Source organism: Acidovorax sp. LjRoot129, from assembly GCF_964253765.1.
Taxonomy (GTDB): Bacteria; Pseudomonadota; Gammaproteobacteria; order Burkholderiales; family Burkholderiaceae_C; genus Acidovorax.
This window is the reverse complement of record NZ_CAXUSE020000003.1, coordinates 43,812-57,908: the sequence shown is the minus strand read 5'-3', so window position 1 is coordinate 57,908 and position 14,097 is coordinate 43,812. Positions and strand designations below refer to the sequence as shown.

The window sequence follows — 14,097 nt, the reverse complement described above, 5'->3', positions numbered from 1 at the left end:
AGCACGTCGAATGCGCCATGACCATCTCCAATCACTTTCGCGGTGAGACCGGCCTCGGAAAGTAGTGCCGCTTCGTGGTAATCCACTACTTCAGCAGCCACCGAAGCGAGGCTCGCCACGGGTGCGGCGCGCTCCCACCCCTCGATCCGCCTGTGACAGGAACAGATTGTTGATTTCCATGCAAACCTGACCCACCGGGGGTGCGGATAAAAACTTGGACTGGTTTATGCCGCAAGTCCAAGGCTCACCCGATATTCAATGAGGCTGAGAGAGCCAAGGAAGATCTTGATCCGTTTTTCGTTGTACCAGCGGATGTACGAGTCGACCAACTCAATGAATTGCTCAATGGTCGCGTCCTTCCAGTCTCGAGGATAGAACAGTTCGTTCTTGAGGCGACCGAAGAACCCTTCGCAGGCAGCGTTATCAGGAGAACAGGCCTTGCGGGACATTGAGCGGGTGAGACTCGCATCACTCATTCTCGATAGCCAGCCAGGCCAGCGGTAGTGGCCACCGCGGTCGGAGTTAACCACGGGCCTCTCGGTGGTTTCTGCCACCGTCTCGATGGCTGCATCCAGCATTGTGTTGACCAGCTCTGCATCCGGGCTCGTGCCAATCGTCCAGCTCACCACCATTCCATCGAAGCAATCGATGATGGGCGACAGGTATGCCCTGGCGTTCTACGCACCAAGCCATCACCACTTTCGCGGAGGCGAAATTCACTCAATGCCGAATTGCAGGGCAGGAACTGGCCTGCGGCCAGATCCTGCAGCAGCCGTGGACAGCCCTGTTTATCAGGGCGCGAAGGGGTGGGGTGGGGTGTTGGAGGGCTGAGCCTCGCGGCGTGCGGTGGTGCCAGTGCAAGCGCTGCTGGTTTACGCCGCCAGGGCGGCTACATGGGGCGTGCCCCATACCCCGGGGAGATTCCGCCTGTTGGGATCGGTGTTGCAATCTATCACACATCGACAACCTAAATAGGTTGTCAAATAAAATGGTTGACGTATAATATCAATCATGGTGAAGTAAAGGGAATCACCAGTAAATAAAGACCCATCCGAGAGTTTGAAAATGAAAAGATTCAGTTTTACCCGTGAATTTTATACACCTAAAAGCTACGTGCAAATTCAGAAGATGGATGAAATCGGTGTGGCAGTTTATGCCTCCGTGGATGGCTTGCTAGTGATGGGTTTCTCGGGGAAGCGTCAAAAGCCAGATTTTCATATCAGGTTTGGTGAAAAAGAGCGTGCGGAAAACCATGTGACTGCCTGGCTTGACGGGTTAATTCTTCGCGCTCAAGAGAAGAGGGCGCTGCGTCAAAAGCGTTCAGAGACGCCTAATCCTTTGGTCGTGGGGGATGTTCTCCGATCCAGCTGGGGATATGAGCAAACGAATGTCGACTATTACGAAGTAACCGCAGTAGTGGGAAAGCACACCGTCGAAATCAGAGAAATCGCTCGCGAGTCAGAAAATACCGAATGCATGCAAGGGGTTTGTGTCCCTTGCCCTGGGAAGTTTATCGGCGAGTCCATGCGCAAGCGTGTTGACGACCGGGGAGGGGTAAAAATCACAAGCTTTTCATGGGCGAGAAAGGTTGAAAGCAAGATTGTGGGCGGAATAAAGGAATTCAAACCGGATGCCTGGACCGCATACGCTTAAAAAAGTTGTTAGCATATTAAATAATATTTGTTTTTTATTGGTTATTGTTTTAATCTGAGGTAATTATGAAAGCTTTGGGAGTGTTTTATGAGAAGCAAGTTCAGCACCCTTTACGGGTTCCGTGGGCGGTTTAGTTTTCGAGGTGTTTTGAAGGCGCTGCTCGTTGGGCTGCGCCTAGTCGTTTTTTACGTCCTCCTGTGGATGCGCGTCCCGGTGACGCTCGTCCTGCAGGGGGTCACTTCGCTGGCGGCTATCGCTTTTTTCATCATGTTGGTGCTGCGAGGATGGTCGAGCGCATTCGAGTTTCTGGCCCATGCTTGCACTATCGCTTGGGGCATTTATGCTGAGGTGGTTCTATGACGGTATGTTAATGGTTCTGTCGCCAGAGGAATTAATGATTGAATTCTAGGCAATGCATATTTTGCTTCTTGATAATCGCCTTATCGACTTTCAATATATTACATATTGACAACCAAATAAGGTTGACGTAAATATCGGTGGATATATAATATCTGCATGGTGAGCAAAAAGATTTACCATTATTAAGAGATATTTAGTCAAGCTGAAAGGTCAATATGAGAAATTCTGAAAGCCGCACCACTGAAATTTTGCAAACGCGTCGGGATGTATACGGTGACCGGGCCGAGCGCCGGCGCGATGGTCTGGCTGCGAAGGCGGCAGCTTTAGAAGGCCAAGGGCAGCAGTTGCTGGATTCCGCACGTAGCCGGGCATCAAACATTCCTTTTGGTCAACCTATCCTGGTTGGCCATCACTCGGAAGGGCGGGATCGGCGTTATCGCGAGAAGATCCACAATGACATAGGCAGAGGCATTGACCTTTTAGATCAGGCCAAGGAGGCACGCAGCCAGGTCCAGGCCGTGGGTATCGGCATTTCGTCGGACGATCCGGACGCCCTGGTGAAGCTGCGGGACCAGCTGCTGCATGCGCGGAAATCCCAAGATCTGATGACTGCTGCCAACAAGCAGATCCGCAAGCACAAAGGGAACACGGACGCCGCCATTGCCGCTCTGGTGGAAGCAGGAATGACGGAGATCAACGCCCGCGAGGCCCTGAAGCCTGACTTCATGGGCCGGGTCGGCTTCCCCTCCTATGCGTTGAGCAACAACAACGCGAACATGCGTCGTATCGAGCTGCGCATCAAGGAGATTGAGCGCAACCTGCAGGCCCAGGACGTGGAGCGCAAACTTGCCAGCGGTGTGACCTACCGTGAAGACGTGGCCTTGAATCGCGTCATGCTCCATTTTGGCCACAAGCCTGACCAAGCGACTCGCGAAGTGCTCAAACGCAATGGATTTCGCTGGGCTCCGTCCAACGAGGCCTGGCAGCGGCAACTGAACAACGCGGGGCGCTGGGGCGCCAAGAGCGTTATCGAGGCCCTTGGCCTGGATAACAAGGCCGAGGCCTGATCGATGCGTAGCACGGCTGTTTCGCCTCCGCGAAACGGCCTGCACGCATGGAGTTCAACCATGGACGATCAAGCAGATTTTGATTTCGGCCACGAAGGGCCGTTGAGCAGTTTTTCGCAGCTGCGGAAACCGGGCACTATTGAACACCCAATCCACTTCGACCTGAACACCCAATCCGGTTCATCCTGGACACCGACACCGATCCGCCGTGAACGCCGTGCCACTGCTCATGATCAACGGACCGGCATCATGGCCAAGGTTTGTGCATCATGAACACTGGTCCGGTATCAAGATCAAGGCACCGGCGTCGTAAACAGGGACGCGCGGCCTGAACACTAGTTCTGGGCGAGATGCGTATTCCGGTTCCCTTGAACACTCGGACCGACCACGTGGGCACCCAAGCCATTGATCATGAATGGCAATGATTCTCTGAAGATCGTGGGCTAACCTGTGGCAACCGCTCTCGCTGTTCCAAAGCCTCTCTCAGAGCAAAAGCGAAGAGGCAGCACATGCGTTGTGGAGAGTTCTGATCCGCCCATACCACTGGACGCAGCACCGCCCACCGAATCACATGGCAAGCAGCCAACCAGCCATAGCGGCAAGTGCCTGACTCGTACCCGCGAGAGCTGGACGTTCTTCTGGCACGGCTAAAGCGCCGTCGGGAGATGGGGGAAATAGCTCGCTGAAGACCGGTGCGACCCGCCCCCCCCAAACGATCTGTCAAGGGCCGCCGAACACGCGCTCTACGATCCGGTGTGGACCAGTGCCATTCACTACGACCAGCACTGGTGACTGGCGCCCATAGACCAGCAGACCAAACGCCGCCAGCGCCAGTCCGAAATCTGCCCGTGAATGAGGAAAAGAAAATTTTCCCATACAATCCAATAATCGTTGGATTAAAAGATAATGAGCGCACGAACCTTGAAAGACCTGCTCTACGAGCAGGTTGCCCGCATCGGAAAGTCCCTCTCAAGCCCAAAACGGCTGGAGCTGCTGGAGTTGCTCGCCCAAAGCGAGAAATCGGTCGAGACCTTGGCCTCGCAGGCTGGTATCGACTTGCGCTTGGCCAGCGCGCATCTCAAAGCACTGCGGGAAGCCCGTCTGGTGGCAACCCGGCGCGACGGTCGGCACATCTACTACCGCCTCAGTGGTCAGGACGTGTCTCAACTGTGGGTCGCCCTGCGGGAGACCGCTGAAGAGCATTTGGTCGAGCTGCGTGTTGCCCTGGAGCAAATGACGTCTCAACCGGATACCTTGGTATCGGAGGGACGGGAGAGCCTGCTGGAAAAAGCACGGCACGGAGAGATCGTCGTGATCGACGTACGGCCTTCCAGCGAGTTCAACGCGGGGCATTTGCCTTTTGCGCGCTCTATGCCGCTGGATGAGCTGGAAAAGCGCCTGGCTGATCTGCCTGCGGATCGCACCATCGTCGCTTACTGCCGGGGGCCGTTTTGCCTCATGTCCGAAGAGGCAGTGCAGCTGCTGCGCGCCCGTGGCTTCGTCGCAAGAAAAATCAGTGATGGCGTCAGCGAGTGGGCCGCCAGCGGCCTGCCTATCGAAACCTCCCCCCATTGAGGCCATCGAGTCGGCACAACCCAGAGACACCGAAGAAAAGGAAGTCGCCATGCAAACCCTGTTCATCCTCAATGACGCGCCCTATGGGAGTGAGCGTAGCTACAACGCCTTGCGGCTCGCCAAGGCCTTGGCGAAGCGAGAAGGTGAATCGGTGCGCCTGTTCTTGATGGGAGATGCCGTTGCGTGCGCCAAGGAGGGCCAGGAGGTACCCCATGGCTACTACAACGCCGGGGACATGGTGCGCATGGTCGGCGGTGAGGTTGGCTTGTGCAGTTCTTGCCTGGATGCCCGGGGGATCAAGGTGGAAGAACTCATCGAAGGCAGCCACCGCAGCACTCTGAGCGAGCTGGCCGCCTGGACGGCGGAGGCCGACAAAGTTCTCGTTTTCTAAGGAGGCACCCATGTTCTTCAAGCAACTGGCGACCAAGGAGTCCTCCCTGTCGTACTTTTTCGGCTGCGCTGGACTGGGCAAAGCCATCGCGGTCGATGTGGTGGCTGGCGACGAGGATTGGTTCATGCAGGCGGCCCGTGAGGCCAATGTCGAAATCACCCACGTCATCGACACCCATGTCCACGCCGACCATTACTCGGGTGGTCGTTCGCTGGCCCAGAAGGTTCAGGCCCCCTATTGCCTGCACGAATCCAATCACGGTCAGGTGCACTACGACTTCCTGCCGTTGCAGGACGGACAGCTGCTCGATGTCGGCAATGTCAAAGTCAAGGTTCTGCATGCGCCAGGGCATACGCCGGACAGCCTGTGTCTGCTGGTCACCGACAAGCGGCGCGGTGAGGCTCCCTGGTTCGTCGTGACCGGCGACACCCTGTTCGTTGGCGCAGTCGGTCGGCCTGACTTGGCTGGACAGGAGCAGCAGATGGCGGGTGTTCTCCATGACACCTTGCACACCAAGCTTCTGTCGCTCCCCGACGAAATCGAAATCTATCCGGGGCACCAGGCTGGCAGCGCCTGTGGCGCGGGCTTGTCTGGCAAGCCCTCTTCAACGCTGGGATTCGAGAAGCGCTGGAACCCGGCGTTGGCGATGGAGCGCGGTGCCTTCATCAGCTTTCTGACGCAAGAGATTCCCCCCCGTCCGGCCGCCATGGACGCGATGGTGCGTTTCAACCTCGGGTTGGAGGGCTGAACGATGCACACGGCCACCGTCCACCTGGGGCTGCGTGAGAACCTGGGCCAGTTCTCTTTGCTGGTCCTGGTCAATGCCTTCGTCGGCGCGATGGTGGGCCTGGAGCGCAGCATTCTTCCGGCCATCGCCGAGCAAGAGTTCCACATTGCGGCGCGGGCGGCGATTCTGTCGTTCATCGTCGTCTTCGGCATTACCAAGGCGCTGACCAACTACTTTGCGGGACGGCTTTCCGACCGTTATGGCCGAAAGCACGTTCTGGTGGCTGGGTGGCTCGTTGCAGCCCCTGTGCCCTTTATGCTGATGTGGGCGCCCGACTGGAACTGGATCGTCGCGGCCAATGTGCTGCTGGGGGTGAGCCAGGGCCTCACCTGGTCCACCACCGTCATCATGAAAATCGATCTTGTGGGGCCCAAGCAGCGCGGCCTTGCGATGGGTCTCAATGAGTTTTCTGGCTACTTTGCGGTGGCGGGCAGTGCGCTTGCCACCGGCTGGCTGGCCTCCCACTACGGGCTGCGGCCACAACCCTTCTACCTTGGTGTGGCCTATGTGCTGTTTGGCTTGGCGCTCTCGGTGCTGGCGGTCCGCGAGACCCGGCACTATGTGGCCCAAGAAGTGCGGACGCACCATGCCGGTCACGAGGTGGCACTGCCCAGCCAGGGGGAAATCTTCCGCCGCGCCTCTCTGACCGACAAGAACCTGTCCAGCATCAGCCAGGCAGGACTCGTCAACAACCTCAACGATGGCATGGCCTGGGGGCTGTTTCCTCTGGTTTTTGCCGCTGCAGGCATGAACTTGGCGCAGATAGGCACGCTCGCTGCAATCTACCCGGCCGTCTGGGGGATGGCGCAGATTTTTACGGGAGCGCTGTCTGATCGCATCGGACGCAAACAACTGATCGTTTGGGGAATGTGGGTGCAGGCGGTGGGCGTTGCCGTCACCGCGCTGAGTGCTGGCTTTCTGGGATTCGGCTTTGGCGCAGTCCTTCTCGGGCTCGGTACCGCGATGGTCTATCCGACCTTGCTGGCGGCCATCGGAGATGTAGCCCATCCCACCTGGCGCGCTTCTGCGGTGGGTGTCTACCGGCTCTGGCGCGATCTGGGCTATGCGGTGGGCGCGCTGTTGGCAGGTATCACTGCGGACCTTTTTGGGCTGGCCGCCGCAGTGTGGCTGGTCGCAGCCATCACCTTGCTGTCAGGCGTGATCGCCGCTGTGCGAATGAACGAAACACTCGCAGCTGAAAAAGCATGAGTGAACACAACCCACAGCCGACCACCGTCCTATCGGAGGTGCAGGGTGGCCTGCCAAGCGAGCCTGGCTCTGCGGAAGCAAAGGCTTTGGGTGGAGGAACACGGCAATGGAATTGGAGCGATATGAGAACCGGCAATCATGAAAGGGCGTGAAAGCGGAATGCCTGATGAGGCGTACTGGGTATCATTTTTTGACCCTGAAGCCGCATTGGGGCAACTGTTCAGCGACTCCAGAGAGTGCGAGAAAGTTGTCGAGTTCGGCTGCGGGTACGGCACCTTCACCCTCCCGGCTGCTCGCAGGGCGTCAGGTATCGTGACCGCACTTGATATCGAAACTGACTTGCTGGAGATCGTGGCTCGAAAAGCAGACGCTGCCCGACTTGGCAACGTGCGTGTAGCCCTGCGTGATTTCGTGGCGGAGGGCACGGGCCTCGACAACGGCACCCAGAGTCACGCCATGATCTTCAACCTCCTGCACCTTGAGGACCCCGTGGCGTTGCTGCGCGAGGCATATCGCGTGCTGCAACATGGAGGCTCTTTGTCCGTCATCCACTGGCGCAGGGATATTCCGACACCGCGCGGCCCGTCCCTATCGATTCGGCCCTCACCGCAACAATGCCGGACCTGGATGGAAGAAGCCGGGTTCCGCTCTGTCCATTCGGTCGATCTGGAGGGCTGCTGCCCCTATCACTTTGGACTGGTGGGGTGCAAGTGATACGCCTACTCGGGTGAACTTGAAGCTTTCCTTGACCGTTGCATTTACACTCAGTTTAGTTGGGGCCGCTTCGTCAAATTGAACATCGTTCGGGCCTCGTTGCAGCCACTGAGCCTGGATTCCTTCACGCGCTTAGCCCTGCCAACCTCTACAGCTTCCCAGCAAGCACGAGAAGGGCGCAGACCAGGCCTGCACCAACGATGCCGCCACATGCGGCTTCCACAACGCGCTGCCAACCTGGTAGCGGCTTGAACTGACCAGCCAGCGCGCGGAGCCGCTGAGTCAATCTATCTGCTTCATCGAGCGCGCTGGTTCGCCATGCCTGCCGTGCGGCCTCTTGCATGGTCGCCGTCAGCTCTGCTCGATTTTGGGTCACTACCTCATGGGCGTGACGTTCAACGGCTTCGCGCACATCTCTGGTCGCTGCCTCGCTGAAATGGGTAACCGCAAGCCTGAAATTGTCTGCAGCCTCGATAAGGGCTGCGGTGCTCTCTTTTTGGGTGCTTTCATGCTCTTGAATGACGCGCGCGATGTTCTCAAGCCGCAAGACAAGCCCGTCGATTTCCCCAAACAATTCTGCCGCTATTGCTTCACGAACAGTATTGCTTTTTGCGGTCATTTTGTTATCGCTGCGTGGACGCGATCCATATTTTCAGATGCGGTGACCGAAAGCCGCTTTAATGCGACCATCTGAACGAAAAATTCTTTTTCTGCTTGGTCTGTAGCATCACGCAGTTTCTGCCGGTAGTCAGTGGGGTCATTCACTAAATCACCGAGTGACTTTCCAAGGGTTTTCATTCGTTCGAAAACTTCATTAGTGCGAATGGTTGCCTCCTCGGATACAACGCATGATTTTTCCCCAGCAGCCAGTCCAAAGATGCCGGGGAATTCGTCGGAAGTATTCTCATCAACATCAAGTTTATTGAAAACAACCCGAATTTTCTTCGAGGGAACTCCAATCGCACGTAATGCGCGAATAGTGTTTACTGTGTCTTCCTGCACCTTTTTCTCTTTAACAGTTGGGACGATGAAGAAATCTATTTCTTCATGTGATCCATCATATTGCTGCATCATCTTCATGAAGTCCTCGACATTGGACGCGCCCACGTCGATGATTGCCTCATCGAGCATCATGATTGCGTCGATCATGGACCCGAATTTTTTGCCTCGTAGTTTCTCGACTTCGACGCCTGACGCATCAGCGCCAGAGTTTATTGATTCGACTGAATAAATTCTGGCATTCGGCATGCGTGGTTTTAGCAGGTGAGCTGAGATAGTTGTTTTGCCTACGTTGCCAGAGAAATTTAAAACTGCAATCTTCATGATGCTCTACTTTCGTTGATTAAGATGGATTTTTGCCAGCGCAGCAAGATCGGGTTTACTACTCACAATTTTGTCAATTGCGCTTGGGTCTGTAGTTTTTCCTGAAATTGGCATTTCGGGCATCTGATCCACATCGTTGCCCTCTTGAGCGGTTTTCGCCTGTTCTCTCGGAAATTCTTTTTTGGTCCCAGTGGCTTTCTTACGTTCCCGGTGCAAATAGTTTCTCAGCATTCCTAGCGTAATATCGAATCCATGTTCATTTAGAACGCGGACTATTTCGGACTGAGCAACACCCGCTGTTTGTGCAGCTTCGATCTGTGGTCGATGCAAGCGAAATAGTGCGGCCTTGCTTTTCTTCTCAGAGCTTTTGGCAAGCGCTTCCAAGGCTTCTCTAGGATCTTTTATTGGTGTGCCAGTCATGATTGAATCCTAGCATTTTAAAAGGTGATAGTAAGAGATGAAGCGCTACACATTTGCTTCAAGATGCTACTAATATGCTCACATATTGCTTTTCGCGGGGGCGAAAAGTTGTGATGTCTGGTGATGAGACGTAGTTTTTTGCTTCGAATGTTGTGATGGAGTGCTAATGCTAGGGTTGAGTAAGGCGAGAGGTGGGTTCATGGAGTGGCGGTTGTTTTATTGAGGGCAGGATACGCGCAAGCGCCGTTTTTTGTTTACAATCCGCGGCGTTGCCCGTCTTGTTATGCCCCGCCTTCCCATTTCCCCTTCCCAGGATGAAGCCCAGCAGAAAGGCTCGCCAGATAGTCCTGCGCGTTATCCGAGCTTGATAACTCGGGTTTCACAACATGAACACTCGGAATTTCTGGCCACTGCTGCAAGAAGCGGCCAAAAACCCGGGAGCCTTTTGCGTTCAGTCATCCGGGCGTTTCTTCGTGGCGAGAAGCCAGAGGGGGAGGGTACGGGCGCGCCATTGAAATCTCGACCTAAACCCGTGCATCCTGGTGATGCAGACTTGGAACGTTTTGAGTTGCGCATCGCTTCGTTTCTGAAATCCGAAGTAAAGCAGCGTGCAGCCCGAGAGGGCATGTCGTCATCTGAATGGGTGGCTGCTCTAATTCAGTCTGTCGTTACCGCTGAGCCTGTTTTAACTGAGCGAGAAGCTGAGGCCGTTCGATTTGCCAATCGCGAGCTTGCGGCCGTTGGGCGTAATCTGAATCAGATAGCGCGGTCAATGAATCGCGCAGAGTTGATTGGTGCAAACTTCTCTAAAGATGAAATACTAACTTTGCATGGCATCTCTTTATTGAATAAGAAGGTTGAGAAATTGCGCATGACGATTCTTTCCCTGATCACGGCCAGAAATAGGGCCTGGGGTGTTGAAGATGACTCAGATTCTTGAATTGCTTTTTCAGGAGAGTGGCGAGTCTGGCCAGGTCAAAGCCAAAACCAATAAATCCGGAAAATTACGTGCTGGGGTAGGGCGGCCTCGTTCACGTGATAAGGCTGCGAGCGTTGCCTCTGGCTCATCTGAGGTGATGGTTAAGATTTCTGGTTATGGCAAAGGCGGAGAGCACGCTAAAGCGCATCTGATGTATATAACGCGTCATGCCATGGCTGACAAAGAGAAGATTGCCATTGAAAACGATTTGGGGCAATTATTCGATACCGTTGATGATGTCAAGCAGCTATACCAGGATTGGAGCCGGGACATAGAAGCTAACAAGCAGCCCGGTAAGTCCAAGAATCAGCGCGACACGATGCACATGATTCTATCAATGCCTGGTAAGAATAATCCTGATCTATTGCGTAATGCAGTCAGAGCTTTCGCATCTGATGCATTCGGTAGCAATCATGAGTATGTTTTTGCCCTGCATACCGACACAGATAATGACCACTGCCACTTATCTGTTAAATGCCGGGGTTTTGATGGGCGCCAATTGCATGTTCCGAAGGGCCAAGTGCAGCTGTGGCGACAGAATTTTGCCGAACGTCTACGAGAACAAGGTATTGATGCGGAAGCCACGACACGTAATTTGAGAGGTGTAGTAAGAAAACCTGAAAAGCAGGTACTGCGACATATTGACGACCCTGAGCCACCGAAGGGCAGGGCGCCTCGTCAGTCCAAGGTCAAGCAATCCCGCCTGCAGGAGGCCGTGAGGACTTTGAAGGAGCACGAGCCTCACCACTCCGCAGATCGACCCTGGGAGGCCGCTGTACGCGCATCCCAGGGACGAACGAAGGCAGCTTGGCTCAAGGCTGCCCAAGACCTCTCAAGCCGCCCAACGGCCCTGGAAACCAAAGATGGAAAGGAGCTAACCAATGCTCGAATCGACTACAGCCAAATCAACCGAACCCGTGCTCGAGACGGGCAACGTCGAGGCGCAGCCGTCGCCGGGATCAACAAGCCAGATGAGCGACGAGCCGGCCTATATCAGCCCGGTGGTGGCGAGCCTGGCCAGCGCAGTCCGGCCGGACCCGTCCCCAGCTTGCGAGACATGCCCGTTGTCAATGTGGCACGCGACCAAGGACGAGCTGCGCTGCTTTTGCGGGCGAATGCACGCAATCGTTTGGACCGCGGGCGATACGCCGATCATGAGGTGCGACGGCAGAGAGCTGGCGCTGATGCAGATGCAGCAAAGAGCGGATTGAGCCTGAGGGAACAAAATGAGCGGCTGGCTGCGCAGATCCGCCGCTTCGTTGCCAGGATGCCGGAACCAATCACAGCGCAAGAAGCCCTGCAGCGCCAAATTCGCGCGCAGATCGAAGCTGCAAAGCACACCAAGCAACGTGCTGTTGAACCGCGCGCCCTGGAGCAGGGCGCTCCCGTCATAGATCCGAAACAAGGTGGGCCAGGTGCTAACAAAGACAACGGCCGCAGCAGGTAACGCATTACGGCTTTTCCTCCTATCCATCCTGCTCTTTGCTGGTTTCGCCCGAGCTGAGCTGGTTGGACAAGTGGTATCCATCCTCGACGGTGACACCATCGATGTGCTGGTGGACCGTCATCCGGTGCGCGTGCGACTTGCGCAGATCGACGCGCCGGAAAAGCACCAAGCTTTCGGAACACGGTCCAGGCAGGCGTTGGCCCAGTTAGTGTTTCGTCTGCCAGTGCGAGTCGTAGAAAAGGGGCGCGACCGGTACGGGCGAATCATCGGCACAGTCTATTTTGGCGACGTGGATGTGAACGCCCAGATGGTGCGTCAGGGTATGGCTTGGGTCTATCGGCAGTATGCGAGAGACGCCGAACTTTACGAGCTGGAAAGGCAAGCCAGAGCGGGAAAACAAGGCTTATGGGCCGATCCTGGCCCGGTGGCGCCGTGGGATTACCGAGAAAGCAACCGCAAGCGCGAGCAAGGTGTCGCGCGAAACTAGCTGCCGTCCCCGACCGTTGGTAGTGCCATTTCTTCCATGAACTGCAGCACTCGCGCGTCTCCATTTTCAAGGAGGTCCAGAGGTGTGCGTTCTTCGTAGAACTTATTTGGTCTGGTCAGCCATTTGAACGCTTGCGCTCTGTTCCCGTAGTGTGCCGTGCCCAGCTCCAGCGCACGCGCGAGCAGATCTGGACGAGCGTACCAAGACTCAGGTTTTGAGATGGCGGTCTTCTTGCCATCGGGAATTACAAACGGAAGTTGAGATGCTTGAAGCTCTCCGGCTGTGATGTGAGACCGTACCCAATGAGCGTGTTGCGCCAAGCTGGTGTTTGGTTGCCGCTGATGATCTGTTGTGGGGATGATGAGCCCTACCGCAGCTTTCGTGTGCGCACGGATCATCTTCAGAGCAGGTTCAATGTCCGTGTCGTTGGTGACGATGACCACGTGCTCGATGCCACTCACCAATGCGTCTACGACTGCTTGCAGAGACAGATTTACATCGCTCTGTTTTTCTTCCAGCTTCCAGATAGGGGTTTCGACACAATCGCGCGGCCACTTTTTTGGATCTTGCGAATCAATGACTTTTGCCCGTGCTGCCGTGAGGGAGTAGTACCCGTTGACGATCTCTATGCGACCCTGTAGGTGCTTGTTCAGTGCCTTGTGGTACTTCTCCTGGCAGCGCAGGGAATCTTCCGCCTTGGCGGCCTTTTCAAGAATAGGCGCGGTGAAGAATTTGACGGACAGGGGGTCTAGCTCGCTGGTGAGCGCACCGTGCTGGTCGATAGTGGCCGTGACGGTGGGAAGGATGCGCTCAAAGAGAGACAGGGGATTGAGCCACTTGAAGGGCGTACCTTTGAGGCACCCATAGTAGAGGTTGTACCCATCGACATAGACTCGCGTACGCAAAGTGTCCCCCAGAAACGAAAAAACCGGCTTTCGCCGGCTTTTTCCCCCGCGCTTCAGGTGGTCGAGCCACACAGCCATCGCGGATTAGTTGTTGCATTGAATGTATCAAATTTGAGGCATTCCAGCAATCATTTTGCTGTGCCTAAAGCGTTACGTTGAACATCAACCAATATTTTTCGCGGACGCGAAAAAAGGGCGCGGACTTGTTCATTGAGTTGGAAGCGGTGTCTCTATGCCGTCCACCGTAACCATGATCCCGGGCGACCCATCTCGGATCTCGAGCTTCGTGCCCATGAACTCATCGGGTCAGACGTTGCTGTCGAGGAGATGCCCTTTCGCACAGAGGCGATGGATTCAACCAGGTCTTTGTGCTGGGAAGACGAGAGGATGAACTTCTGGGGGTAGGCCTCGGCATGTGCTTTCCAGTGGCCGCGCAGCGCGCTCACCAGCGTTTCGTAGATGTGCGGCATGGGAGGAAGTTTAAGAGGCTCAAAACCGCACGCGTGACACGACGACTTCAGCGGTGCCATCGGCGTCAAGCGATTGCTGTTATTTTATACAGTAGTGCACAATGCTGCCATGCCCGCGGATCAGATCGTTCAAATTGTCCTCGCCATCCTTGGCCCGGCCGCCATATGGCTATCACAGAGCCGCAGCGTGCTCTTGCAGCGCTGGGCCTGCATTGTTGGGCTTGTGAGTCAGCCGTTCTGGTTCTGGGCTGTGATGGAAAGCGGCCAGTGGGGCGTGGCTGTGGTTGCCATCGCCTGCGCACTGGCTTGG

Annotated in this window: 16 protein-coding genes and 1 pseudogene; 12 read left to right on the top strand and 5 right to left on the bottom strand. The window is 55.7% G+C overall.

Translation table 11 applies throughout. The features are described from left to right. Positions 1–224: 224 nt before the first annotated feature. Positions 225–671, bottom strand: a pseudogene (locus ACSQ3Q_RS25865) (IS3 family transposase); the annotation flags it as partial. Positions 672–1,065: 394 nt separating this feature from the next. Between ACSQ3Q_RS25865 and ACSQ3Q_RS25860 the strand changes: the two are divergent. From ACSQ3Q_RS25860 to ACSQ3Q_RS25820, 9 genes are all read left to right on the top strand, one after another. Further along, the gene (locus ACSQ3Q_RS25860; RefSeq protein WP_436137341.1) at positions 1,066–1,653 is read left to right on the top strand and encodes a hypothetical protein; all 588 of its coding nucleotides are present in this window, start codon (positions 1,066–1,068) and stop codon (positions 1,651–1,653) included. 87 nt (positions 1,654–1,740) lie between these two features. Beyond that, the gene (locus ACSQ3Q_RS25855; protein WP_436137340.1) at positions 1,741–2,013 is read left to right on the top strand and encodes a hypothetical protein; all 273 of its coding nucleotides are present in this window, start codon (positions 1,741–1,743) and stop codon (positions 2,011–2,013) included. 215 nt (positions 2,014–2,228) lie between these two features. Further along, entirely contained in the window at positions 2,229–3,080 is an 852-nt protein-coding gene (locus ACSQ3Q_RS25850) for a DUF3560 domain-containing protein (RefSeq protein WP_436137339.1), read from the top strand. Between the two features lie 60 nt (positions 3,081–3,140). Continuing rightward, positions 3,141–3,353, top strand: a complete 213-nt coding sequence (locus ACSQ3Q_RS25845; RefSeq protein WP_436137338.1) for a hypothetical protein — start codon at positions 3,141–3,143, stop codon at positions 3,351–3,353. A gap of 633 nt (positions 3,354–3,986) precedes the next feature. Then, positions 3,987–4,655: an ArsR/SmtB family transcription factor gene (locus ACSQ3Q_RS25840; RefSeq protein ID WP_436137337.1), complete on the top strand. Its 669-nt coding sequence runs from the start codon at positions 3,987–3,989 to the stop codon at positions 4,653–4,655. A gap of 49 nt (positions 4,656–4,704) precedes the next feature. After that, complete coding sequence (locus ACSQ3Q_RS25835) at positions 4,705–5,046, top strand: DsrE/DsrF/TusD sulfur relay family protein (RefSeq protein ID WP_436137336.1); 342 nt, start codon at positions 4,705–4,707, stop codon at positions 5,044–5,046. A 10-nt stretch (positions 5,047–5,056) separates the two neighbouring features. Then, positions 5,057–5,794 carry an MBL fold metallo-hydrolase gene (locus ACSQ3Q_RS25830; protein WP_436137335.1) on the top strand — a complete coding sequence of 246 codons (738 nt, stop codon included), beginning with the start codon at positions 5,057–5,059 and terminating at the stop codon, positions 5,792–5,794. Between the two features lie 3 nt (positions 5,795–5,797). Beyond that, positions 5,798–7,042, top strand: coding sequence for an MFS transporter (locus ACSQ3Q_RS25825; protein WP_436137334.1), 1,245 nt, complete (start codon positions 5,798–5,800; stop codon positions 7,040–7,042). A gap of 138 nt (positions 7,043–7,180) precedes the next feature. Then, on the top strand, positions 7,181–7,756 hold the full coding sequence (locus ACSQ3Q_RS25820) for a class I SAM-dependent methyltransferase (protein WP_436137333.1): 576 nt from the start codon (positions 7,181–7,183) through the stop codon (positions 7,754–7,756). A 148-nt stretch (positions 7,757–7,904) separates the two neighbouring features. On the opposite strand, the gene ACSQ3Q_RS25815 is transcribed toward ACSQ3Q_RS25820, so the two are convergent. Genes ACSQ3Q_RS25815 through ACSQ3Q_RS25805 form a run of 3 tightly spaced genes read right to left on the bottom strand, consistent with a single transcriptional unit; the run spans position 7,905 to position 9,499 of the window. Further along, positions 7,905–8,375: a hypothetical protein gene (locus ACSQ3Q_RS25815; protein WP_436137332.1), complete on the bottom strand. Its 471-nt coding sequence runs from the start codon at positions 8,373–8,375 to the stop codon at positions 7,905–7,907. Further along, the gene (gene stbB / locus ACSQ3Q_RS25810) at positions 8,372–9,079 is read right to left on the bottom strand and encodes a StbB family protein (RefSeq protein WP_436137331.1); all 708 of its coding nucleotides are present in this window, start codon (positions 9,077–9,079) and stop codon (positions 8,372–8,374) included. The genes ACSQ3Q_RS25815 and stbB overlap by 4 nt, the downstream gene beginning before the upstream one ends. Before the next feature lie 6 nt (positions 9,080–9,085). Next, positions 9,086–9,499, bottom strand: coding sequence for a hypothetical protein (locus tag ACSQ3Q_RS25805; protein ID WP_436137330.1), 414 nt, complete (start codon positions 9,497–9,499; stop codon positions 9,086–9,088). 283 nt (positions 9,500–9,782) lie between these two features. Between ACSQ3Q_RS25805 and mobC the strand changes: the two genes are divergently transcribed. The 3 genes from mobC to ACSQ3Q_RS25790 all read left to right on the top strand — a co-directional run bounded on the left by mobC (position 9,783) and on the right by ACSQ3Q_RS25790 (position 12,412). Further along, on the top strand, positions 9,783–10,439 hold the full coding sequence (mobC, locus tag ACSQ3Q_RS25800; RefSeq protein WP_436137329.1) for a plasmid mobilization relaxosome protein MobC: 657 nt from the start codon (positions 9,783–9,785) through the stop codon (positions 10,437–10,439). Continuing rightward, positions 10,423–11,925, top strand: coding sequence for a relaxase/mobilization nuclease domain-containing protein (locus ACSQ3Q_RS25795; protein WP_436137328.1), 1,503 nt, complete (start codon positions 10,423–10,425; stop codon positions 11,923–11,925). Before mobC ends, ACSQ3Q_RS25795 begins: the two co-directional genes overlap by 17 nt. Before the next feature lie 70 nt (positions 11,926–11,995). Continuing rightward, positions 11,996–12,412 carry a thermonuclease family protein gene (locus ACSQ3Q_RS25790; protein WP_436137327.1) on the top strand — a complete coding sequence of 139 codons (417 nt, stop codon included), beginning with the start codon at positions 11,996–11,998 and terminating at the stop codon, positions 12,410–12,412. Here ACSQ3Q_RS25790 and ACSQ3Q_RS25785 read toward each other — a convergent pair. Continuing rightward, positions 12,409–13,395 carry a 6-hydroxy-3-succinoylpyridine hydroxylase gene (locus ACSQ3Q_RS25785; protein ID WP_436137326.1) on the bottom strand — a complete coding sequence of 329 codons (987 nt, stop codon included), beginning with the start codon at positions 13,393–13,395 and terminating at the stop codon, positions 12,409–12,411. The genes ACSQ3Q_RS25790 and ACSQ3Q_RS25785 overlap by 4 nt on opposite strands. Positions 13,396–14,097: the final 702 nt, after the last annotated feature.

Bases quoted from the DNA above. Each gene is read 5' to 3' on its own strand.
- stbB (WP_436137331.1), bottom strand. From the start codon at position 9,079: ATGAAGATTGCAGTTTTAAATTTCTCTGGCAACGTAGGCAAAACAACT.
- ACSQ3Q_RS25835 (WP_436137336.1), top strand. From the start codon at position 4,705: ATGCAAACCCTGTTCATCCTCAATGACGCGCCCTATGGGAGTGAGCGT.
- ACSQ3Q_RS25795 (WP_436137328.1), top strand. From the start codon at position 10,423: ATGACTCAGATTCTTGAATTGCTTTTTCAGGAGAGTGGCGAGTCTGGC.
- ACSQ3Q_RS25840 (WP_436137337.1), top strand. From the start codon at position 3,987: ATGAGCGCACGAACCTTGAAAGACCTGCTCTACGAGCAGGTTGCCCGC.
- ACSQ3Q_RS25860 (WP_436137341.1), top strand. From the start codon at position 1,066: ATGAAAAGATTCAGTTTTACCCGTGAATTTTATACACCTAAAAGCTAC.
- mobC (WP_436137329.1), top strand. From the start codon at position 9,783: ATGCCCCGCCTTCCCATTTCCCCTTCCCAGGATGAAGCCCAGCAGAAA.
- ACSQ3Q_RS25805 (WP_436137330.1), bottom strand. From the start codon at position 9,499: ATGACTGGCACACCAATAAAAGATCCTAGAGAAGCCTTGGAAGCGCTT.
- ACSQ3Q_RS25785 (WP_436137326.1), bottom strand. From the start codon at position 13,395: ATGGCTGTGTGGCTCGACCACCTGAAGCGCGGGGGAAAAAGCCGGCGA.
- ACSQ3Q_RS25845 (WP_436137338.1), top strand. From the start codon at position 3,141: ATGGACGATCAAGCAGATTTTGATTTCGGCCACGAAGGGCCGTTGAGC.
- ACSQ3Q_RS25855 (WP_436137340.1), top strand. From the start codon at position 1,741: ATGAGAAGCAAGTTCAGCACCCTTTACGGGTTCCGTGGGCGGTTTAGT.
- ACSQ3Q_RS25820 (WP_436137333.1), top strand. From the start codon at position 7,181: ATGAAAGGGCGTGAAAGCGGAATGCCTGATGAGGCGTACTGGGTATCA.
- ACSQ3Q_RS25830 (WP_436137335.1), top strand. From the start codon at position 5,057: ATGTTCTTCAAGCAACTGGCGACCAAGGAGTCCTCCCTGTCGTACTTT.
- ACSQ3Q_RS25815 (WP_436137332.1), bottom strand. From the start codon at position 8,375: ATGACCGCAAAAAGCAATACTGTTCGTGAAGCAATAGCGGCAGAATTG.
- ACSQ3Q_RS25850 (WP_436137339.1), top strand. From the start codon at position 2,229: ATGAGAAATTCTGAAAGCCGCACCACTGAAATTTTGCAAACGCGTCGG.
- ACSQ3Q_RS25825 (WP_436137334.1), top strand. From the start codon at position 5,798: ATGCACACGGCCACCGTCCACCTGGGGCTGCGTGAGAACCTGGGCCAG.